This window comes from Streptomyces sp. NPDC005752 (genome assembly GCF_040630715.1).
Classification (GTDB): domain Bacteria; phylum Actinomycetota; class Actinomycetes; order Streptomycetales; family Streptomycetaceae; genus Streptomyces.
Map to the genome: position 1 here is coordinate 335,419 of NZ_JBEXYB010000001.1, position 21,491 is coordinate 356,909.

16 protein-coding genes are annotated in these 21,491 nt (G+C 70.2%); 12 read left to right on the plus strand and 4 right to left on the minus strand.

What is annotated here, in order from left to right:
- Window positions 1-92 precede the first annotated feature (92 nt).
- Window positions 93-1,685 carry a phosphoglycerate dehydrogenase gene (gene serA, locus ABZ441_RS01480; RefSeq protein ID WP_358966644.1) on the plus strand — a complete coding sequence of 531 codons (1,593 nt, stop codon included), beginning with the start codon at window positions 93-95 and terminating at the stop codon, window positions 1,683-1,685.
- 119 nt (window positions 1,686-1,804) lie between these two features.
- Here the strand turns inward: serA and ABZ441_RS01485 are convergent, their stop codons facing one another.
- Together ABZ441_RS01485 and ABZ441_RS01490 are read right to left on the minus strand one after the other, a co-directional pair.
- On the minus strand, window positions 1,805-2,158 hold the full coding sequence (locus ABZ441_RS01485; RefSeq protein ID WP_358966647.1) for a hypothetical protein: 354 nt from the start codon (window positions 2,156-2,158) through the stop codon (window positions 1,805-1,807).
- 85 nt (window positions 2,159-2,243) lie between these two features.
- The gene (locus ABZ441_RS01490; RefSeq protein WP_358966648.1) at window positions 2,244-3,383 is read right to left on the minus strand and encodes a helix-turn-helix domain-containing protein; all 1,140 of its coding nucleotides are present in this window, start codon (window positions 3,381-3,383) and stop codon (window positions 2,244-2,246) included.
- Window positions 3,384-3,559: 176 nt separating this feature from the next.
- On the opposite strand from ABZ441_RS01490, the gene ABZ441_RS01495 reads away from it, so the two are divergent.
- Both ABZ441_RS01495 and pruA read left to right on the plus strand, forming a co-directional pair.
- On the plus strand, window positions 3,560-4,540 hold the full coding sequence (locus tag ABZ441_RS01495; RefSeq protein WP_358966651.1) for a proline dehydrogenase family protein: 981 nt from the start codon (window positions 3,560-3,562) through the stop codon (window positions 4,538-4,540).
- Window positions 4,541-4,633: 93 nt separating this feature from the next.
- Window positions 4,634-6,265: an L-glutamate gamma-semialdehyde dehydrogenase gene (gene pruA, locus ABZ441_RS01500; protein WP_358966653.1), complete on the plus strand. Its 1,632-nt coding sequence runs from the start codon at window positions 4,634-4,636 to the stop codon at window positions 6,263-6,265.
- 101 nt (window positions 6,266-6,366) lie between these two features.
- Here the strand turns inward: pruA and ABZ441_RS01505 are convergent, their stop codons facing one another.
- Window positions 6,367-8,658: a glycoside hydrolase family 3 N-terminal domain-containing protein gene (locus ABZ441_RS01505; protein ID WP_358966656.1), complete on the minus strand. Its 2,292-nt coding sequence runs from the start codon at window positions 8,656-8,658 to the stop codon at window positions 6,367-6,369.
- 186 nt (window positions 8,659-8,844) lie between these two features.
- On the opposite strand from ABZ441_RS01505, the gene ABZ441_RS01510 reads away from it, so the two are divergent.
- The 5 genes from ABZ441_RS01510 to cimA all read left to right on the plus strand — a co-directional run bounded on the left by ABZ441_RS01510 (window position 8,845) and on the right by cimA (window position 14,481).
- Window positions 8,845-9,444, plus strand: a complete 600-nt coding sequence (locus ABZ441_RS01510; RefSeq protein WP_358966659.1) for a TetR family transcriptional regulator — start codon at window positions 8,845-8,847, stop codon at window positions 9,442-9,444.
- A gap of 277 nt (window positions 9,445-9,721) precedes the next feature.
- Complete coding sequence (locus tag ABZ441_RS01515) at window positions 9,722-9,850, plus strand: hypothetical protein (protein WP_275588604.1); 129 nt, start codon at window positions 9,722-9,724, stop codon at window positions 9,848-9,850.
- A gap of 138 nt (window positions 9,851-9,988) precedes the next feature.
- A complete protein-coding gene (locus ABZ441_RS01520; RefSeq protein ID WP_205022937.1) occupies window positions 9,989-11,032 on the plus strand; it encodes a 3-isopropylmalate dehydrogenase in 1,044 nt (347 codons plus the stop codon).
- Window positions 11,033-11,314: 282 nt separating this feature from the next.
- Complete coding sequence (locus ABZ441_RS01525) at window positions 11,315-12,418, plus strand: branched-chain amino acid aminotransferase (RefSeq protein ID WP_358966664.1); 1,104 nt, start codon at window positions 11,315-11,317, stop codon at window positions 12,416-12,418.
- A gap of 455 nt (window positions 12,419-12,873) precedes the next feature.
- Entirely contained in the window at window positions 12,874-14,481 is a 1,608-nt protein-coding gene (gene cimA / locus ABZ441_RS01530; RefSeq protein ID WP_358966666.1) for a citramalate synthase, read from the plus strand.
- Between the two features lie 9 nt (window positions 14,482-14,490).
- Here the strand turns inward: cimA and ABZ441_RS01535 are convergent, their stop codons facing one another.
- The gene (locus ABZ441_RS01535) at window positions 14,491-16,359 is read right to left on the minus strand and encodes a lectin (RefSeq protein WP_358966669.1); all 1,869 of its coding nucleotides are present in this window, start codon (window positions 16,357-16,359) and stop codon (window positions 14,491-14,493) included.
- 279 nt (window positions 16,360-16,638) lie between these two features.
- On the opposite strand from ABZ441_RS01535, the gene ABZ441_RS01540 reads away from it, so the two are divergent.
- From ABZ441_RS01540 to ABZ441_RS01555, 4 genes are all read left to right on the plus strand, one after another.
- A complete protein-coding gene (locus ABZ441_RS01540; protein WP_358966670.1) occupies window positions 16,639-17,613 on the plus strand; it encodes a LacI family DNA-binding transcriptional regulator in 975 nt (324 codons plus the stop codon).
- A 141-nt stretch (window positions 17,614-17,754) separates the two neighbouring features.
- Window positions 17,755-19,434, plus strand: a complete 1,680-nt coding sequence (locus tag ABZ441_RS01545) for an ABC transporter substrate-binding protein (RefSeq protein WP_358966673.1) — start codon at window positions 17,755-17,757, stop codon at window positions 19,432-19,434.
- Between the two features lie 19 nt (window positions 19,435-19,453).
- Window positions 19,454-20,509, plus strand: a complete 1,056-nt coding sequence (locus tag ABZ441_RS01550) for an ABC transporter ATP-binding protein (protein WP_358966676.1) — start codon at window positions 19,454-19,456, stop codon at window positions 20,507-20,509.
- Window positions 20,506-21,486, plus strand: coding sequence for an ABC transporter permease (locus ABZ441_RS01555; protein WP_358966678.1), 981 nt, complete (start codon window positions 20,506-20,508; stop codon window positions 21,484-21,486). Before ABZ441_RS01550 ends, ABZ441_RS01555 begins: the two co-directional genes overlap by 4 nt.
- Window positions 21,487-21,491 lie beyond the last annotated feature (5 nt).

The window sequence follows — 21,491 nt, forward strand, 5'->3', positions numbered from 1 at the left end:
GCCCACAGTGTCGTGCGTCTTCCACGCGGCTAGCCCCTCCACCGCCTGCGGCCGTCGGGACGGCCGTCCGCACTGGACTTGTGAGGACACACGTGAGCTCGAAACCTGTCGTACTCATCGCCGAAGAGCTGTCGCCCGCCACGGTTGACGCCCTGGGTCCGGACTTCGAGATCCGGCACTGCAACGGCGCGGACCGCGCCGAACTCCTCCCCGCGATCGCCGACGTCGACGCGATCCTGGTGCGTTCCGCCACCAAGGTCGACGCCGAGGCCATCGCCGCGGCCAAGCAGCTCAAGGTCGTCGCCCGCGCGGGCGTCGGTCTGGACAACGTCGACGTCTCCTCGGCCACCAAGGCCGGTGTGATGGTCGTCAACGCGCCGACGTCCAACATCGTCACCGCCGCCGAGCTGGCCTGCGGTCTGCTCGTCGCCACCGCACGCAACATCCCGCAGGCCAACACCGCCCTGAAGAACGGCGAGTGGAAGCGCTCCAAGTACACGGGTGTCGAGCTCAGCGAGAAGACCCTCGGCGTCGTCGGCCTGGGCCGCATCGGCGTGCTGGTCGCGCAGCGCATGTCCGCCTTCGGCATGAAGATCGTCGCGTACGACCCCTACGTGCAGCCCGCGCGCGCCGCGCAGATGGGCGTCAAGCTGCTCACGCTGGACGAGCTGCTCGAGGTCTCCGACTTCATCACGGTGCACCTGCCGAAGACCCCCGAGACGCTCGGGCTGATCGGTGACGACGCGCTGCACAAGGTGAAGCCCTCGGTGCGTATCGTCAACGCCGCGCGCGGCGGCATCGTCGACGAGGAGGCGCTCGCCTCCGCCCTCAAGGAGGGCCGGGTCGCCGGAGCCGGTCTGGACGTGTACACCAAGGAGCCCTGCACGGACTCCCCGCTGTTCCAGTTCGACCAGGTCGTCTGCACCCCGCACCTCGGTGCCTCCACCGACGAGGCGCAGGAGAAGGCGGGCATCGCCGTCGCCAAGTCCGTCCGTCTGGCCCTCGCCGGTGAGCTCGTGCCCGACGCGGTCAACGTCCAGGGCGGCGTCATCGCCGAGGACGTGCGCCCCGGACTGCCGCTCGCAGAGAAGCTCGGCCGGATCTTCACCGCGCTCGCGGGGGAGGTCGCTGCCCGTCTCGACGTCGAGGTCTACGGCGAGATCACGCAGCACGACGTGAAGGTGCTCGAACTCTCCGCGCTGAAGGGCGTCTTCGAGGACGTCGTCGACGAGACGGTGTCGTACGTCAACGCCCCGCTCTTCGCGCAGGAGCGCGGCGTCGAGGTGCGCCTCACCACCAGCTCCGAGTCGCCCGACCACCGCAACGTGGTGACCGTCCGCGGTACGCTGTCGAGCGGCGAGGAGGTCGCGGTCTCCGGCACCCTGGCCGGCCCCAAGCACCTCCGGAAGATCGTCGCGATCGGCGAGCACGACGTCGACCTGGCGCTCGCCGACCACATGGTCGTCCTGCGGTACGAGGACCGGCCCGGCGTCGTCGGCGCCGTCGGCAAGATCCTCGGTGAGGCCGGTCTGAACATCGCGGGCATGCAGGTCTCGCGGCAGGACGCGGGCGGCGAGGCGCTGGTCGTCCTCACCGTCGACGACACCGTCCCGCAGCCGGTCCTCAACGAGATCGCCGAGGAGATCGGCGCCACCTCGGCGCGTTCGGTGAACCTCACCGACTGATCCCGGCCTCTGCGACGACCGCGCCCGGCGGACAGACCTCGCTCTGTCCGCCGGGCGCGGTCGTACGAGATCCCCAGGGCGCGGTCGTACGAGATCTCCAGGGCGCCGAGCCCCGCGCGTCATCCGTCGATGTGTCCGGTGAAGAGCATCACGAGGAACAGGGTCCAGCCCGCCATGGAGACGACCGCGGGAAAGAAGGCGGCGGTCATGCAGCCGCCCAGGACCAGTCCGTTGCGGCGCCGCCCGAGGGCAGGGGCCCTGGCGAGGAACCAGCTGGGCAGGATCAGCGCGTAGGAGAGCAGCAGGCCGCCGGTGAACAGGAACGCCCGGTCGGCGAAGGTGTTCTCCGCCGACGACACGGCGGCGGCCAGCGCCGGAGCCAGCACGGTGCCGGTCAACGGGGCCACCCACCAGTGCCGTTCGGGCTCATGCTGTGCGGCGAGGGGAGCGGGGGTCCTGACGTCGGTGCTCATGGACCCAGTTCACCGCGCGTGACGTGCCGTTCACTCCGTCGGCGTACTCAGTCCGCGGCCGTGCCGTACTCATCCGGGGCGTCGTTCACAGCCGTGCCGCCTTCAGCGCCATGTGCAGCAGCAGCCGGTCCTCACCGTCGTTCAGGTCGAGGCCGGTGAGCTGCTGGATCCGGGCGAGCCGGTAGTAGAGCGTCTGGCGGTGGATGCCCAGCTCGGTGGCCGTCCGGCTCGCCTGGCCGGCGCGGTCGAGGAACACCTCGGCGGTGCGGGCGAGTTCCGCGTGGAGCGGGGTCAGCAGGGGGCGGACCGCATGGTCCGGGGCGGCGTACGAGGTGCGGGGCAGCGCGGCCAGGAGCCGGTACGGGCCGATGGCCGACCAGTCGGCGACCGGGCCGAAGCGGGATTCCGCCTGGGCCGCGCGGGCGGCGGAAAGGGCCTCACGCCAGGACTCCGCCAGATCCGCCAGACCCCGGCGTGCGGCGGCGACGCCGCCGGTCGCGTCAGGCCCCGCGACGGCGCGCAGCCGCTCCGCGGCCGTCGCCGCCGGGTCGAGTGCCTCGGGGGAGCGCAGCCTGACCAGAGCGGCGAGGGACTGGGGGCCCGCACCGGTCACCGCGGCGAGGACTGCGGCCGACGGCACCGTACGCACGGACGGGGTCTCGCCCGCCCAGGGGGTCACGCACACCACCGTGTGCAGCCCGTCCGCTTCGGCGCCGAGGGCCTCCCGCAGCGCGGCCACCGCCATGTCGTGCTGCCAGCCGAGCCCGGCGACGAGCACCGCCCCGAATTCCCGTGACAGGTCCGCGCCGACCCGCTCCTCGTCGGCGAGCAGGGCGCCGATCCGGGCCGCCACGTCCATCGCCGCCCCCAGTTGCCCGTCGGTCGGCGCGGGGTGGGCGTCCAGCAGCCAGACATAGCCCAGGACGACACCTCGATGGCGGACCGGAAGGCAGACGCGGTCCCGGAACACCCCGGCCTCCGGGGCTGCGGGGATGCGGACCGGGCCCGTCGCGCGGGTGATGCCGAAGCCCTCGAACCAGGCGCGGACCGCGGGGGTGGAGCGCCGGGTGAGGATCGAACGCGTACGGACGGGGTCCATGGCCGTGTCGTCGTCGCTGTCGTGGGCTCCGAAGGCGACCAGGCCGAAATCGCGGTTCTCCAGGGTCGCGGGGGCGTTGAGCAGCGCGGAGATCTCGTCGACCAGCTCCTGGTAATCGCCCTTCACCCGCCCATTCTCGCACCTCTTCAGACATATGTCTGAGATCCAGTACACGGATGCGTGACAGCTGTCGATGGCACGTGATTGCGGGGATCCCTAGATTTCACAGTGGTTCTCCGTGCCGTCCCGGTCTGTTCACTCGCGTACCGGTCCGGCCCGTCCGTACTCCGTGGAGGTGCCCCGTGCTGGGTCCCGTGATTCTCGCCGCGTCACGCAGCGACAAGATGCGTCGTTTCATCTCGGCCGCGCCGGGCACCAAGCAGGTCGTCGACCGGTTCATCGCGGGTGAAGGCGTCGACGACGTCGTCCCCGTCATCCAGGACTCGGCCGCCAAGGGCCTCGAGGTCACCCTGGACGTCGTGGGTGAGGACATCACCACCCCTGAGCAGGCCGCCGCCGCGCGCGACGCCTACCTGGAGCTGGTCGGCCGTCTCAAGGAGCTCGGGCTCGGCGCCCGGGCCGAGATGTCCGTCAAGCTCTCGATGTTCGGCCAGTCCCTCCCGTCGCCCGCCGCCGGCCTCGGCAAAGAGACCTCCGGACCCGCCTACGGCGTCTCGTACGGTCACGAGCTCGCCCTCGCCAACGTCCGCCCCGTCGTCGAGGCCGCCGCGGCGATCGGCACCACGGTCACGCTGGACGCCGAGGACCACACCACCCTCGACTCGATGTTCGCCATCCACGAGGAGCTCCGGAAGGACTTCCCGCAGACCGGCTGCGTGATCCAGTCCTATCTGTTCCGCACGGAGGCCGACGCCCGCCGCCTCGCCGCCGCGGGCAGCCGGGTCCGTCTGGTGAAGGGCGCCTACAAGGAGCCCGCCTCCGTCGCGTACCAGAACAAGCCGGAGATCGACAAGGCGTACGTCCGCATCCTGAAGACGCTGATGCAGGGCGAGGGCTACCCCATGATCGGCTCGCACGATCCCCGTCTCATCGCCATCGGCCAGGAGCTCGCACGCCAGGCCGGGCGCAAACTGGATGAGTACGAGTTCCAGATGCTGTACGGCATCCGCAGCGAGGAGCACATCCGGCTCGCGGCCGAGGGTCACCGGATGCGCGTCTACACGGCGTACGGCACCGACTGGTACGGATACTTCATGCGGCGTCTCGCTGAGAAGCCGGCCAACCTGCTGTTCTTCGGCCGCTCCGTTCTCACCAAGGGCTGAACCGGAGGGCCGGGCCAGAAGCCCGGTCCAGGACCGACCCAGGGCGGACCCGCCCGGCCGACCACCCACCTCAACCAAGGAGACAAGGCACTCATGGACGCCGTCACCCAGGTCCCCGCGCCGGTCAACGAGCCGGTCCACTCCTACGCCCCCGGCACCGCCGAGCGAGCCCGCCTGGAGGCGAAGCTCAAGGAGCTCAGCCAGAACCCCATCGACCTGCCGATGACCATCGGCGGCGAGAAGCGCATGGGCGGCGGCGAGCGCGTCGACGTCGTGCAGCCGCACAACCACAAGGCCGTCATCGGCACCTTCGCCGGTGCCACCGAGCAGGACGCCCAGGACGCCGTGGACGCGGCCCTCGCCGCCGCTCCGGCCTGGCGCGCCATGTCCTTCGACGACCGCGCGGCGATCATCCTGCGCGCCGCCGAGCTGCTGTCCGGCCCCTGGCGCGAGACGCTGGCCGCCTCCACGATGCTCGGCCAGGGCAAGACCGCGCAGCAGGCCGAGATCGACTGTCCCTGTGAGCTCGTCGACTTCTGGCGCTTCAACGTGCACTACGCGCGCCAGATCCTCGCCGAGCAGCCGCCGGCGAACTCCCCCGGCGTGTGGAACCGCATGGACCACCGCCCGCTCGAGGGCTTCGTCTACGCGATCACGCCGTTCAACTTCTCGGCGATCGCGGCCAACCTGCCCACCGCGCCCGCCCTCATGGGCAACGTCGTGGTGTGGAAGCCGTCCCCGACGCAGACCCACGCCGCCGTGCTGCTGATGCAGCTCCTGGAGGAGGCCGGGCTGCCCAAGGGCGTCATCAACCTGGTCACCGGCGACGGCATCGCCGTCTCCGAGGTCGCGCTGAACCACCGCGACCTGGCCGGTGTCCACTTCACCGGCTCGACCCCCACCTTCCAGCACCTGTGGAAGACGGTCGGCAACAACATCGCCAACTACCGCACCTACCCGCGGCTCGTCGGCGAGACCGGCGGCAAGGACTTCGTCGTCGCGCACCCGAGCGCCGACCGCGCCGTGCTGAAGACCGCGCTGACCCGCGGCTCCTTCGAGTACCAGGGCCAGAAGTGCTCGGCGTCCTCCCGCGCCTACGTCCCGGCCTCCATCTGGAACTCCGGTTTCAAGGAGGAGTTCGCGGCCGAGGTCGACGGCATCACCATGGGTGACGTCACCGACCTCTCGCACTTCATGGGCGCCGTCATCGACGCGCGTTCCTTCGCGAAGAACAAGGCAGCGATCGACCGCGCCGCCGCCGACCCGACCTGCACGATCGTCGCCGGTGGCACGTACGACGACTCCGTCGGCTACTTCGTCCGCCCGACCGTCGTCGTGTGCGACGACCCGGCCAACGAGGTCTTCACCACCGAGTACTTCGGCCCGATCCTCGCCGTGCACGTCTACGAGGACGAGAAGTACGACGCCATGCTGGAGCAGATGGAGTCGGTCTCCGACTACGCGCTCACCGGCGCGGTCATCTCCAACGACCGTGCGGCCGCCGCGTACACGATGGACAAGCTCCGCTACGCCGCGGGCAACTTCTACATCAACGACAAGTCGACCGGCGCCGTCGTCGGCCAGCAGCCCTTCGGCGGCGGCCGTGGCTCGGGCACCAACGACAAGGCGGGCGCCCCGCAGAACCTGCAGCGCTGGACGCTGACCCGCGCCATCAAGGAGACGCTGGTCGCGCCGACCGAGTACACCTACCCCCACCAGGGCTGACACCCGGGCACCCGCACCGGGCGCCCCGCCCCGCACTCCGCCTCCCGACCGGCTCCCCCCGCCGGCCGGGAGGCGGTTTCCACTGCCCCGGCACCTCGGCCTCAGCCCTTCACGGTGAAACCCGCCCGCAGCAGGGTGTCGTCCCGCGAGGACGGGCCGACGAGCAGCTCGAAGGCGCCCGGCTCGACGACCCGCCTGCCCGCCGCGTCCACGAGGGTGCACTCCGCGACCGGCAGTTCCAGCAGCACCTCGCGGACCTCGCCCGGGTCGAGCGTCACCTGGCGGTACGCCTTGAGCTCCTTCTCGGCCCAGGTCACGGAGGTCACGGTGTCGCTGAGGTACACCTGCACGGTCTCGACGGCCGGGCGCCGACCGGTGTTGTGGACGGTGACCCGGGCCCTCAGCGTGTCGCTCTCCCCGACATCCGCCGTGAGCACCTCCAGACCGGAGTACGCGACGGTCGTGTAGCTCAGACCCTCGCCGAACACGAAGGCCGGACGCTGGGTGAGGTCGGCGTAACGGGAGCCGTGCTGGCCGCGGATCTGGTTGTAGTACGTGGGCTGCTGACCCGCGTGCCGGGCGAAGGACACGGGCAGCCGGCCCGACGGCTCGACGAGGCCGAGCAGGACCTCGGCCACCGCCCGGCCGCCCTGCATGCCGGGGTTGAAGGCGTGCAGGACCGCGGCCGCACCGAGGGCCGACGGCGGGAGCACCAGCGGCTTCGAGCTGATGACCACGACCACGAGCGGCTTGCCGGTCGCCGCGAGCGCGTCCAGCAGCGCGACCTGGTCGCCCACGAGTTCCAGGGTCGCGGTCGAACGCCCCTCGCCCACCAGCTCGATACGGTCGCCCACCACGGCTACGACGTAATCGGCGCCCTCGGCGGCGGCGACGGCCTCCGCGACCATGGCCTCGGAGGGCTCCGCGGGCACGACCACGTCCGGGCGGGGCTGCCCGTCCGGGAAGAACGCGCCCTCCGGGTCGGGCCCTACGGAGAGGATCTCGGCGCCCCGCGCGTACGTGACGTCCCAGCCGTCCGGGACGTGCTCACGGAAGCCGTCGAGCACGGTACGGATCATGGCGCGCGGGTGGCCGTCCGGCAGCCAGTCGGCCTGACCGGAGGAGCCCGCCCAGTCACCCAGCTGGGTCTGCGCGTCATCGGCGTTGGGGCCGATGACGGCGACCGTGCGCGGAGCCGGGTCCGTCCCGGCGACGGCGCGTCCGTCCCGGCCCGGCACGAGCCCGACGCCCAGCGGCAGGGTGCCGTCGTTGGTGAGCAGGACCAGCGAGCGGCGGGCGGCCTCGAGGTTCAGCGCGGTGTGCCCGGCGCTGCCGATGACCGCGGCCTGCCGGGCGGCGTCGGGGTGACGGGGGTTCTCGAAGAGGCCGAGCTCGAACTTCAGGGTCAGGACGCGACGTACCGCCGCGTCGATCTCCGCCTCGTCCAGCGTGCCGCCGGCGACGGCGCTCTGCGCCCCCTCGAAGAACTGGGGGGTGGTCATCACCATGTCGTTGCCCGCCCGCACCGCCGCGGCGGCGGCCTGGGTGTGGTCGGCGTAGATCCTCTGCTCCCACACCATGCGGCCGACGTTATCCCAGTCGGTGACCAGAGTGCCGGTGTAGCCCCACTCACCGCGCAGCACCTCGTTCAGCAGCCAGTCGTTCACGGTGACCGGCACCCCGTCCATGGACTGGTAGCCGAGCATGAACGTACGGCAGCCCTCGCGGGCGACCCGCTCGAACGGGGGCAGGAACCAGGAACGCAGCTTGCGCCGGGAGATGTCGGCCTCGCTGGCGTCACGGCCGCCCTGCGTCTCGGAGTAGCCCGCGAAGTGCTTGGCGCACGCCAGGACCGCCGTCGGGTCGCCCAGGCCCTCGCCCTGGTAGCCGCGGACCATCGCCGAGGCCAGCTCGCCGATCAGGAACGGATCCTCCCCGAAGGTCTCGCTGATCCGGCCCCAGCGCAGGTCGCGGGCGATGCAGAGCACCGGCGAGAACGTCCAGTGGACGCCCGTCGAGGCGACCTCGACGGCGGTGGCGCGGGCGACGCGTTCCACGAGCTCGGGGTCCCAGGTCGCGCCCAGGCCGAGCTGCGTGGGATAGATCGTGGCCCCTTCCCAGAAGGAGTGGCCGTGGATGCAGTCCTCCGCGACCAGCAGAGGGATCCTCAGCCTGGTCCGCTCGGTGAGCGCGGCCGCTTCGAGGACGCGCTCGGGCGACGCGTGGAGGATCGAACCCGCGTGCAGGTCCTCGATGAGGTGCCGTACCCCGTCCTTGGCGTTCAGCTGGAGCATCTGACCAGTCTTCTCGGCCAGGGTCATGCGGCCGAGGAGGTCTCCGACCCGCTCGGCGACGGGGAGCGCGGGGTCGAGGTAGGGCAGGGAGGGGGCCACGGGGGTCCTTTCGCGACGGTTCGTGTTCACCATAGAGTCAATCCCGACCACCTGGTAGGTATCTCCGGGGGCCGGTTCCTCTACCAGGCGGAACTCCGGAGGCGCGGCCTCCGGTGGCTGGACAGGGGGAATCCGACGCACCTACGTGCCGTCCCGACCGGGGCCGGCGGACCGGGAGAGTGGCGAGTGACTGCCGAGGCGCGGCGTGGCTACGCGAAGGGCCGCGCGAAGCGGCGCGAGATCCTCGACCAGGCCATGTCACTGTTCGGTGAGGCCGGCTACCGGGGAGCGTCGCTCCGGGTGATCGCGCACCGGTGCGGCATCTCCCACACCGGGCTGCTGCACCACTTCCCGACCAAGGAGGCGCTGCTGCTCGCCGTGCTCGAGCACCGTGACGACGTGGACGACGAGTGGCTCTCGCTCGGCGGGACCACGGGCGTCGGGCGGCTGAGACGGTTCGTCGAACTGGCCGCGCTGAACTCGGGGCGGCGGGGGATCGTCGAGCTGTTCTCGGTGGTCTCCGCCGAGGCGACGGCCGCCGACCACCCGGCCCACGGCTACTTCGTACGGCGCTACGAGAACTCGGTCGCGGGTGCCCGGCTCGCCTACGAGCAGGCGGGAGCGGAGGGCGCGCTGCGGGAGGGCGTCGCCCCTGACGCGGCGGGCCGGCAGCTGATCGCGCTGATGGACGGGCTGCAGGTGCAGTGGCTGCTCGACGACCGCGCGACGGACATGGCCGGCGTCCTGCGTGCACACGTCCGGGCCCAGCTCAGCGTGGAGATCTGAGGGTCCGAGGGCTTCGCGGAGCGCGTTCCGCCGGCGCCGCCGTCTCAGATAGTAGGAAGTCCGAGTATCTGTAGAGACAGATGGCCCGAGCTGTCCTAGCTTTGTAGGAGCCGAACGAATCGCTGATCCAGCGACCGGCGTGTGTGAGCGTGCCCCGAAGCAGGCAACCCCTGCGGCATCCGCTTCCCGCCGTGCCGGCACCTCGAAATCCCGATCTCGATATCCGTCGTGAAGTCCAGATCTCGAAATCCACGCGATCTCAAGGAGTCGATCCCCCATGGCCCAGACCACTGTCCGCCGCGTCCGCCACACCTCCCGCCCCGCCGACTCGGACCGCCAGAACGCCGCCGCGGCCCTGCAGCGGGCCCTCGACCGCCGGGACAACGGCGGCTCGACGGGCCACTGAGGCGCGGCCCCACCTCCTGACGCCGGCCCTGTGCGGGGCTGCGCCGGTTCCGCACGGGGCCGTCCCGCACAGGGCACCGTCCCGTCCGTATCGTGGACGGTGAATGTCATGGGGTGGGACGGAAGCTAGGGTGCCTGTATGTCTCGCAGCATCGATCTCGCAGTGATCCCCGGCGACGGTATCGGCCAGGAGGTCGTCACCCAGGGCCTCAAGGTTCTCAACGCTGTTCTCCCGCAGGATGTGAAGCTGGAGACCAAGGAGTACGACCTCGGCGCCCAGCGATGGCACCGCACCGGTGAGACCCTCCCCGACGCGGAGCTCGAAGCCCTCAAGGGGCACGACGCCATCCTGCTCGGAGCCATCGGAGACCCCTCCGTGCCGTCGGGTGTGCTGGAGCGGGGGCTTCTGCTGAAGCTGCGCTTCGCCTTCGACCACTTCATCAACCTGCGGCCGTCGAAGCTCTTCCCGAACACCGCGACACCGCTGGCCGGCCGCCCCGAGATCGACTTCGTCGTCGTCCGCGAGGGCACCGAGGGCCCGTACACGGGCAACGGTGGCTCCCTGCGCACGGGCACCGAGCACGAGATCGCCACCGAGGTGAGCGTCAACACCGCTCACGGTGTCGAGCGTGTCGTGCGTGACGCCTTCGCCCGTGCGGCCGCGCGCCCGCGCAAGAAGCTGACGCTGGTCCACAAGAACAACGTCCTCGTGCACGCCGGTCACCTGTGGAAGAACACCTTCGACAAGGTCGCGGCCGAGTTCCCCGAGGTCACCACCGACTACCTGCACGTCGACGCCGCGACGATCTTCTTCGTCACACAGCCGGAGCGCTTCGACGTCATCGTCACCGACAACCTCTTCGGTGACATCCTCACCGACCTCGCCGCAGCCGTGACCGGCGGCATCGGCCTGGCCGCGTCCGGCAACATCAATCCGACGGGTGCGTTCCCGTCCATGTTCGAGCCGGTGCACGGCACCGCGCCCGACATCGCGGGCCAGGGCAAGGCCGACCCGACGGCCACGATCCTCTCCGTCGCCCTCCTGCTGCGCCACCTCGGCTACGAGGCCGAGGCCGTGCGCATCGAGGAGGCCGTCTCCGCCGATCTCGCGGAGCGTGACGGCAAGCAGGCGCGCACCACCGACGAGATCGGCGACGCGCTCGCGGTACGCGTAGCGAGCTGACCCGACGTCTCCACTTCGAAGCCGCCGGGTCGCAACCGCACCCGGCGGCTTCTTCCTGCGGTCTCCGGGTGCCACCATCGACCTCTGGACCGCGTTCGCACGTCGCGCGAGCGTCACCGCAATCACGGCATTTCGTGCAGAGCCGCCCCCGGGAGATAATCGAACGCGGGACCGCGGCTCGCGGTACAGCTCGGACGTCCTACAACCTGCCCTGCCACTGCCGGGCGGGAGCGGGCGTGAGCGCGGTCCATCACACACAAGACCGGTGAAGGACACGCACTCATGACGACGCCCACGATCGAGCTCAAGCCCTCCTCGAACCCGCTGTCCGACGCGGAACGCGAGGCGATCCTGACCCGCCCCGGCTTCGGCCGCCACTTCACCGATCACATGGTGACGATCCGCTGGACCGAGGGGCGCGGCTGGCACGACGCCCAGCTCGTGCCGTACGGGCCGCTCTCGATGGACCCGGCCAACATGACCCTGCACTACGCGCAGGAGATCTTCGAGGGGCTGAAGGCGTACCGGCAGCCCGACGGCACGGTCGCCACCTTCCGCCCGGAGGCCAACGCCGCCCGCTTCCAGCGGTCCGCCGCCCGGCTCGCGATGCCGGAACTGCCGGTCGAGACCTTCATCGAGGCGTGTGACGTCCTGGTCCAGCAGGACCAGGCATGGGTCCCGGCGCACGGCGGCGAGGAGTCCCTCTACCTGCGCCCGTTCATGATCGCCGCCGAGGTGGGTCTCGGTGTCCGGCCGGCCAACGAGTACCTCTTCCTCGTCATCGCCTCTCCCGCCGGCGCCTACTTCCCCGGCGGTGTGAAGCCGGTCTCGATCTGGCTCTCCCAGGACCGGGTGCGCGCCGTCCCCGGCGGCGTGGGCGACGCCAAGACGGGCGGCAACTACGCCGCGTCCCTCCTCGCCCAGGCCGAGGCCGCCGCGCAGGGCTGCGACCAGGTCGCCTACCTCGACGCCGTCGAGCACAAGTGGGTCGAGGAGCTGGGCGGCATGAACCTCTACTTCGTGTACGGACAGGAGGACGGCAGCAAGCGGATCGTCACGCCGTCCCTCACCGGATCGCTGCTCGCCGGAGTCACCCGTGACTCCCTGCTCACCGTCGCCCGTGACCTCGGCTACACGTCGGAGGAGGGCCGCGTCTCCATCGACCAGTGGCGCGCCGACACCGAGAACGGCACCCTCACCGAGGTCTTCGCCTGCGGCACCGCCGCCGTCATCACGCCCGTCGGCACAGTGAAGTCCGCGGACGGCGAGTGGGTCCAGGGCGACGGCACCCCCGGTGAGGTCACCGTCAAGCTGCGCGAGCGCCTGCTGGACATCCAGCGGGGTATCGCCGAGGACACCCACGGCTGGATGCACGAGCTCGGCTAGCCACAGACGGGACGTACGAACGGTCGTGCGTACGAAGGCCGTGCCCCTCGCCGGGGGCGCGGCCTTCGCCGTCCGCCCGGTCGGCTCTGCTCGCCGGACCCGCCACCGCCCGCGCGCCTCGACGCCGCTCTCGCCACCCCGCACCGCCCCTGCGACGGACATCACGCCCGCATCCTGAGACGGGCGGGACCCGGAGGCGGCGCTGTGCCAAAATGCGTGTGTGTCCTCGTTCGCCATGATTATCGGCAGCAGGCGCGCCGGTCCGCAGTGACCGTTCCGTACCACCACGTACGGAGCGGGCATCGTGCCCCAGACCCGCGCGCAGACCTCTCGCACCCGCGAGGGGTTTTTTCGTTTTCCGGCCCACACCTCGGCCGGGGCGAGGCACGCGAGAGGATGGGGGCAAGTGGAGCCGATTCGTCCGGATCCGCTCACCCGACAGGAGTCAGATCAGCATGACCACCAAGGCCACGGCCCCCGACGACACCTTCCATGTCTTCGACACCACCCTGCGCGACGGTGCGCAGCGTGAAGGCATCAACCTGACGGTCGCGGACAAGCTGACCATCGCCCGGCATCTGGACGACTTCGGCGTGGGCTTCATCGAGGGCGGCTGGCCCGGCGCCAACCCCCGCGACACCGAGTTCTTCGCCCGCGCGCAGCAGGAGATCGACTTCGAGCACGCCCAGCTCGTCGCGTTCGGCGCCACCCGCAGGGCCGGGGGCAGGGCCGCCGACGACCCGCAGGTCCGAGCGCTCCTCGACTCGGGTGCCCCGGTGATCACGCTGGTCGCCAAGGCCCACGACCGCCATGTGGAACTGGCCCTGCGCACCACCCTGGACGAGAACCTGGAGATGGTCCGCGACACCGTCACCCACCTCCGGGAGCAGGGCCGCCGGGTCTTCGTCGACTGTGAGCACTTCTTCGACGGCTACCGTGCCGACGCCGAGTACGCCAAGGCGGTCGTGCGCACCGCCCACGAGGCCGGCGCCGACGTCGTCATCCTCTGCGACACCAACGGTGGGATGCTGCCCGCCCAGGTCCAGGCCGTCGTGGCCACCGTCCTCGCCGACACCGGAGCCCGGCTCGGCATCCACGCCCAGGACGACACGGGCTGCGCCGTCGCCAACACCCTGGCCGCGGTGGACGCGGGCGCCACCCATGTGCAGTGCACCGCCAACGGTTACGGCGAGCGGGTCGGCAACGCCAACCTCTTCCCCGTCGTCGCCGCGCTGGAACTCAAGTACGGCAAGACCGTCCTGCCCGAGGGCGCGCTCGCCGAGATGACGCGCATCTCCCACGCCATCGCGGAGGTCGTCAACCTCACGCCCTCCACCCATCAGCCCTACGTGGGTGTCTCCGCCTTCGCGCACAAGGCGGGACTGCACGCCTCCGCGATCAAGGTCGACCCCGACCTCTACCAGCACATCGACCCGGAGCGCGTCGGCAACACCATGCGGATGCTCGTCTCCGACATGGCGGGCCGGGCATCCATCGAGCTCAAGGGCAAGGAACTCGGCATCGACCTGGGCGACGACCGCGCACTCGTCGGCCGGGTCGTCGAGCGGGTCAAGGAGCGTGAACTCAAGGGCTACACCTACGAGGCGGCCGACGCCTCCTTCGAGCTGCTGCTGCGCGCCGAGGTCGAGGGACGGCCGCGCCGCTACTTCCGCGTCGAGTCCTGGCGGGCCATCGTCGAGGACCGTCCCGACGGCAGCCACGCCAACGAGGCGACCGTGAAGCTGTGGGCCAAGGGCGAGCGGATCGTCGCCACCGCCGAGGGCAACGGCCCGGTCAACGCCCTGGACCGGGCGCTGCGCGTCGGCCTGGAGCGGATCTACCCGCAGCTCGCCAAGCTGGAGCTGGTGGACTACAAGGTCCGCATCCTGGAAGGCCGCACCGGCACCGAATCCACCACCCGCGTCTTGGTGACCACGGGTGACGGATCCGGTGACTGGTCGACGGTCGGCGTCGCGGAGAACGTCATCGCCGCGTCCTGGCAGGCCCTGGAGGACGCCTACACCTACGGCCTCCTGCGGGCCGGCGTGGAGCCGACCGACTGACGCCGCCCTCTACCGGAGCTGCCACTTCTGGTTGGCGGCTCCGGTGCAGGTCCAGATCTGGACGCGGGTGCCGTTCGCCGTGGACCCGTCGGTCACGTCCAGACACTTGTCCGCCGCCGTGTTCACCACGTCCCCCGTCGAGGCGTCGTACGTCCAGCGCTGCGCGCCCGTACCGTTGCACGTGTACAGCTGGACCTTTGCTCCGTCGGCCGTCGAGCCCGACGTGACGTCCAGACACGCGCCGAGCACCTTCACCGAGCCGTCGCCCGCGATCGTCCACCTCTGGTTGGCCGCGCCGGTGCAGTCCCAGATCTGGACCGGGGTCCCGTCGCCGCCGGTGTGGCCCGTTGCGTCCAGGCACGTGCCGCCGGGCCCGGCGAGCGCGCCGCTGCTGCCCGGGGATCCGGCCTGGGTGCCCGACCAGGTGAACGTCGCCGAGGTGCGGCCCGGCAGCGAGTAGGTGAACTTCTGCCCGCCCCAGTTGACGGTGACCTGCTGGGCCGACGCCGAACCGTTGTAGGCGATCAGGGCCTTCGAGCCGTCCGGGTTGCGCCAGGCCACGTTGGGCACGGTGGAGCTGGCGGTAGAGGCGACGCGGGTGGCGCCCGGCCTGACGTACTTCGTCAGGTGGCCCATCGTGTAGTACTCGATCGTGTAGTCCACCTGACCGTGTCTGCCGTCCCCGTTGTGCACGGTGACCAGCGCGTCGCAGGTGCCGCAGCCACCGTTGTGCGGGCCGCGGTTCTGGTCGACGGCGAGCGACCACTTGGTCACCGACTTCGCCCAGTTACGGGTGTAGTCGATGATGTTCAGCATGTCCTCGCGCTGCTGGTCGGCGATCCACGTGCCGCCCGAGTGCTCGGTCTGGAAGGCGTCCAGCTGCGGGTACTGGTTGTGGACCGCTGTCTGCTTCGCGACGTCGCCGCCGTAGCCGTGCCAGGCGATCCCGCCGAAGTTCGGGTGGCTCCGCACCGCGGCGTCGTCGACCGTCTGGGCCGCGTACGCGTCGTAGGTGTCCCAGTTCCAGTCGTGTGCCAGGACCTTGGTGGCCAGCCCGGCCGACTGGAGCTTGGGCAGCAGCTCGCTCTTGGTGAAGTAGGCCAGCCCCGAGCCGTTCCAGCTCATCGACGGATAGCCGGAGCAGCAGGTGGGCTCGTTCTGCGCGGTGACGTAGTCGACCGGAACGCCCTGGTCCTTCCACGCCTGGAGGTACTTCACGAAGTAGTTCGCGTAGGCGCCGTAGTGCTCGGCCTTCAGCCAGCCGCCGTTGAGCTGCCCGTTGTCCTTCATCCAGGCCGGCGCCGTCCACGGGGAGGCTACCGTCGTCAGGGCCGGATTGAGCTGCCGGGCCTGCTTCGTGAGCGGCAGCACGTCCTGCAGATCGTGTGCGATCGAGAAGTCGGCGAGCGTCGGGTCCGTCTGTCCGGCCGGCATGTCGTCGTAGGTGTATCCGAACCGGGCCAGGTCGGATCCGCCCATCGGGTTCCGTACGAAGGAGAGCCCGATGCCTTCGGTGGGGGAGAAGAGCTTCTTCATCGTCGCGTCGCGGGTCGCCTGGCTCAGCGCCCCGCTGCCCTTCATCAGCCAGGCCGCCGTGTCCGTGAACGAGGCGCCGCCGCCGGTGAACGTCTGGTAGCGGGTGTTCTCGTCCACCGTGATGTTCGTGCCCAAACCGCCGTTGCCGGCGCCGAAAGCGGTCGGTGTCTGCGCCTGGAGGCCGCGGGTGACGTGACGGCCACCGGAGTCGTCCGTGGTGGTCAGCACGATGTTCACGGTCTCGCCGGCGGCCTGGGCGGTGCCGGAGGAGAGCCCGGCCAGCCCCGCGGTCGCGAGTGCCGTCGCGACGAGGACTCTCGCCGTTCTGCTTGTCCGAATCATGGCTGCTGCCTTTCTCGGCAGGGACGTGGGGGAAGTGCCGTCGAACGAGCCGTGAGTGAACTGCTCTTGCGTGCTCGCGTCAAGAGGTTGGTTCGTTCATTAAATGAACGGAAGCCCTTCCGGACCTGCTTCGATCATGGGTACGGACCAATCTCGGTGTGAAGTATTGACGCCTCTGTTCCGGCGCGGTTAACTCCAGCCGCAACGCCGGTACCGGTTCCGGAACCGGTACCGAAGTCCCGACCCAGCCCCTGTCCTGCCTTGTCCCCGGAGGCCCCGTTGCGTGTCACCATCGCCGATGTCGCCCGCGAGGCCGGCGTCAGCAAGACGACCGTCTCGCGGGTCATCAACCTCAAGGGCGAAGTGGACGGTTCGACAGCCGCCCGTGTTCGTGAAGTGATCGCAGACCTCGGCTACGTGCCCAGCTCGGGCGCAGTCGGGCTGGCCCGTGGCAGCAGCCGTACCGTCGGCATGCTGGTGCCCTCGCTGGCCTGGCCGTGGATGGGGGAAGTGCTCCAGGGGGTCGTCGACACGGTCGAGGTCGCCGACTACGGGCTGCTGCTCTTCACCTGCAACCGGGGTGCGGAATCCGTCGAGCGCTTCACCACCCAGGTGTCGGCGCGCGCCTTCGACGGGCTGGTCGTCGTCGAACCGGAGAACACGCTCGAACAGCTCACCGCGCTGCACCGGTCCGGTCTGCCGATCGTTCTGATCGACGACCGGGGCCACCACCCGGAATTCCCCTCCGTCGTGACCACCAATCACGAGGGGGGCGCGTCGGCGGCCCGCCACCTGCGGGCCGCGGGGCGCACCAGACCCCTGGTCCTCACCGGGCCGAGGCACTTCGGCTGCGTACGCGACCGGCTCGCGGGATTCCGTTCGGTCCTGCCCACCGACCTGGTCCTGGACGGGGACTTCACCGAACGCGGGGGCCGCCTCGCCGTGGAGGAACTCCTCGCGGCGGGAACGGAGTTCGACTCGGTCTTCGCTCACAACGACATCAGCGCGGCCGGGGCCCTGCGCGCTCTGAGAGCCGCCGGCCGCCGCGTACCCGACGACATCGCGGTGATCGGCTTCGACGACACCCCGATGGCGGAACACACCGAACCGCCGCTGACCACCGTGCGCCAGCCCACCCGGCTGATGGGCGAGGCGGCGGCCCGTCTGCTGCTCTCCCGCCTCGGCGGCACCGCCGTACCGGACGGACCGGTCGTGCTGCCCACCGAACTGGTCGTGCGCCACTCGGCGCCGTAACGGACCCGGCCCCGCCGGTCACCCGTCCGCATCCCCGAACCCGCCGCACGGCGACCCGCACCACCCGCACCGCCCGTACCCGGCGCGTCGAGCGCTGCCCGCCACCGGATCTCCCAGACCCGCAGTCCTCCTGGAGTCGCCATGTCCGTACGCCGTCGTCACACCCTGAGAGCGCTCTCAGCCGCCACCGCCGTGGTCGCGCTCGCCGCCGGCTGCTCGTCAGCCAACTCGGGCGCCAACAAGGGGGGCGGCGCCGGTGCCTCCGGCGTGCTGACCCTCGGCAAGCCGGACGGGCCGCAGACGAACAACAGCAACCCGTTCCTCGCGACCTCGGCGAGCGCCACCCTCGGCTACCGCTTCATGATCTACGAGCCGCTGGCGATGACGAACCAGATCCGGCCCACCGACCAGGCGGACCCGTGGCTGGCGACCGCGTGGGACTGGGAGTCGAACTTCACCAAGCTCACGTTCACGCTCGACAAGCGGGCCAAGTGGGCCGACGGCAAGCCGCTGACCGCCGCCGACGTCGCGTTCACCTTCGAGCTGCTGAAGAAGCACCCGGCGCTCAACGGCAACGGCATCCCCTACGACGGCATCACCGTCGACGGCGAGAAGGTCATCCTGACCTTCAAGGAATCGCAGTTCGTCAACCAGAACAAGATCATCACGACCTACGTCGTCCCCAAGCACATCTGGGAGAAGGTCGAGAACCCGGAGACGTGGCCGAACCGCACCCCGGTCGGCTCCGGCCCGTACAAGCTGAAGACGTTCACCCCGCAGACCACCACCCTGACGGCCACGCCCACCTACTGGAAGGGCGAGACCAAGGTCAAGGAGCTGCGCTACACCGCGTACAACGACAACAGCGCGGCGACCACGGCCCTGGCGAACGGCAAGGTCGAGTGGTCGTTCGTCTTCATGCCGAACTACAAGCAGCTCTACGTCGCCAAGGACCCGAAGAACCACAAGCTCTGGTTCCCCTCCGGGCTCGGCATCCACGGCCTGTGGTTCAACACCGCCCGCAAGCCGTTCGACAACCCGGCCCTGCGCAAGGCGATGGCCATGGTCGTCGACCGCAAGGCGATCCACGTGCAGGCCCAGGCGACCCTCTACCCGGAGATCAGCAACCCGACCGGCATCCCGCTGCCCGCCGGTGCTCCCTTCCTCGCGCCGGAGTACAAGGACGCCACCACGAAGCCCGACGTGGACGGCGCCAAGGCGCTCCTCATGGACGCCGGGTTCAAGCTCAGCGGCGGCGTCCTCAAGGACCCGAGCGGCAAGCCGGTCGAGCTGACCTTCACCGACCCGGCCGGCTGGAACGACTACATCACCGGGCTGTCCATCATCAAGGACAACATCAAGCAGATCGGCATCGCGGCCAAGGTCAAGACGCAGACCGCCGAGGCCTGGGGCACCGACGTGGCCACCGGCAACTTCGACGCCACCCTGCACTGGACCAACAGCGGCGCCACGCCCTACGACATGTACCAGAACATCATGGACGGGGCGATCCTCCAGCCCGTCGGCAAGACCGCCCAGCTCGGCAACTTCGGCCGCTTCAAGAGCCCCGAGGCCACCGCCGCGCTGAAGGAGTACGCCAACGCCACGGACGACCCGACGCGCACCAAGGCCATGAACACGCTCCAGAAGATCATGGTCGAGCAGGCGCCCGTCATCCCGACGGCCGCGGCCCCGATCGGTGCCGAGTACTCCACGAAGAACTGGGTCGGCTGGCCCACGGAGAAGGACCCGTACGCAGCACCGCAGCACACCCAGCCCGACGCGCTGGAAGTCGTGCTGAACCTGAAGCCCGCCAAGTAAGTACGGGGACGAACCGGCCATGACCACCGAACAGACCGCAGACGTGCGCACCGGGACCGACGTGGTGCTCGAAGCACGCGGAGTCACCAAGCACTTCCCCGTACGGCGCACCGCCGGCGACCTCGTCGCCCGCAGACGCCGTACCGTCCACGCCGTCGACGACGTCTCGCTCGAGCTCCGGCGCGGCACCGTCACGGCCCTGGTGGGGGAGTCGGGCTCGGGGAAGTCCACCGTCGCACGGCTGCTCGCCCAGCTGTACCCGCTCACCTCGGGCGAGGTCCGGCTGGGCGGCGCGGCGGTCAAGGCCGGGCGTGGCCGGTCCTTCCGCACCTACGTCAGACAGGTCCAGCTGATCTTCCAGGACCCGTTCGCCTCGCTCAACCCGGTGCACACCGTGCGCTACCACCTGACCCGCGCCCTGAAGATCCACGGCCGGGCGGGGAGCGGGGACGCGGAGCTGGAGACGAATCTGGCAGCCCTGCTGGAACGCGTCCAGCTGACCCCTCCTCAGCAGTTCCTGGACAAGTTCCCGCACGAGCTGTCGGGAGGGCAGCGCCAGCGCGTCGCGATAGCGCGCGCGCTCGGCGCGGACCCCCAGGTCCTGCTCGCCGACGAACCGGTGTCGATGCTCGACGTGTCGATCCGGCTCGGCGTCCTCAACCTGCTGCGCGACCTCAAGGAACGGCTCCGCCTCGCGATCCTCTACATCACCCACGACATCGCCTCCGCGCGCTACTTCGCCGACACCACCCTGGTGATGTACGCCGGCCGCATCGTCGAGGGCGGCGGCAGCGAGCAGGTCACCCAGCATCCGGCGCACCCCTACACCCAGCTGCTGATCGCCTCCGCGCCCGACCCGGACCGGGTCGCGGACGAGGCGGACCAGGAAGAGGCCGGGAGCGGCGAGCCGCCGTCCCTGATCACCCCGCCGGCCGGGTGCCGCTTCCACCCACGCTGCCCCAAGGCGATGGAGCGCTGCCGCAGCGAACTCCCGCCGCGCTTCGACCTGGCCGACGGCCAGTGGGCGGCCTGCTGGCTGTACGACGGCACGACCGCCGAGGGGGCAGCGAAGTGAAGTACATCCTCCAGCGGATCGCGTTCTACGCCGTCACCGCGTGGGCCGCGATCACCATCAACTTCCTGATCCCGCGCCTGATGCCGGGCGACCCGGTCGAGGCCCTGATGAGCCGCTACCAGGGACAGCTCGACACCAGCGCCATCGCCTCCCTGAAGGCGCTCTTCGGGCTCGACGAGAACCAGTCACTCTGGGCGCAGTACACGGACTACTGGTCGAGCCTGCTGGACGGCGACCTCGGTCTGTCCTTCACCTACTTCCCGACCCCGGTGGGCGAGGTGCTCTCCGACGCGCTGCCCTGGACACTGGCGCTCGTCGGGATCACCACACTGATCAGCTTCCTGCTCGGCACCGGTATCGGCGTCTACAGCGGCTGGCGGCGGGGCTCCTGGCTGGACGGGCTGCTCCCCGTCACCACCTTCATCTCGTCGGTCCCCTACTTCTGGCTCGGCCTCATCGCCATCTCCCTGTTCGCGGTGAAGTGGCCGCTGTTCCCCTTCGAGGGCGGGTACGACAACTCCCTGGTCCCGGCCTTCGACTGGCCGTTCATCTCCAGCGCCCTGTACCACGGCGTGCTGCCCGGGGTGACGATCGTGCTCAGCGCCGTCGCCGGCTGGATCCTCGGCATGCGCAACATGATGGTGACCGTCTCCTCCGAGGACTACGTCATGGTGGCGCAGGCCAAGGGCCTCTCCGAGCGGCGGGTGATGTTCGCCTACGCCGCCCGCAACGCGGTCCTGCCCAACATCTCGGGTTTCGCTCTCTCCCTCGGCTTCATCGTGAGCGGAACGCTGCTCGTCGAGATGGTCTTCAACTATCCGGGCATCGGCTTCCGCCTCCTCCAGGCGGTCGGCGCCAAGGACTACCCGCTGATGCAGGGCGTCTTCCTGATCATCACGCTCTCCGTGCTCGCCGCGAACCTGCTGGCCGACATGGCCTACGCCCTCCTGGACCCCCGCACCCGTAAGGAGGCATGACAGCC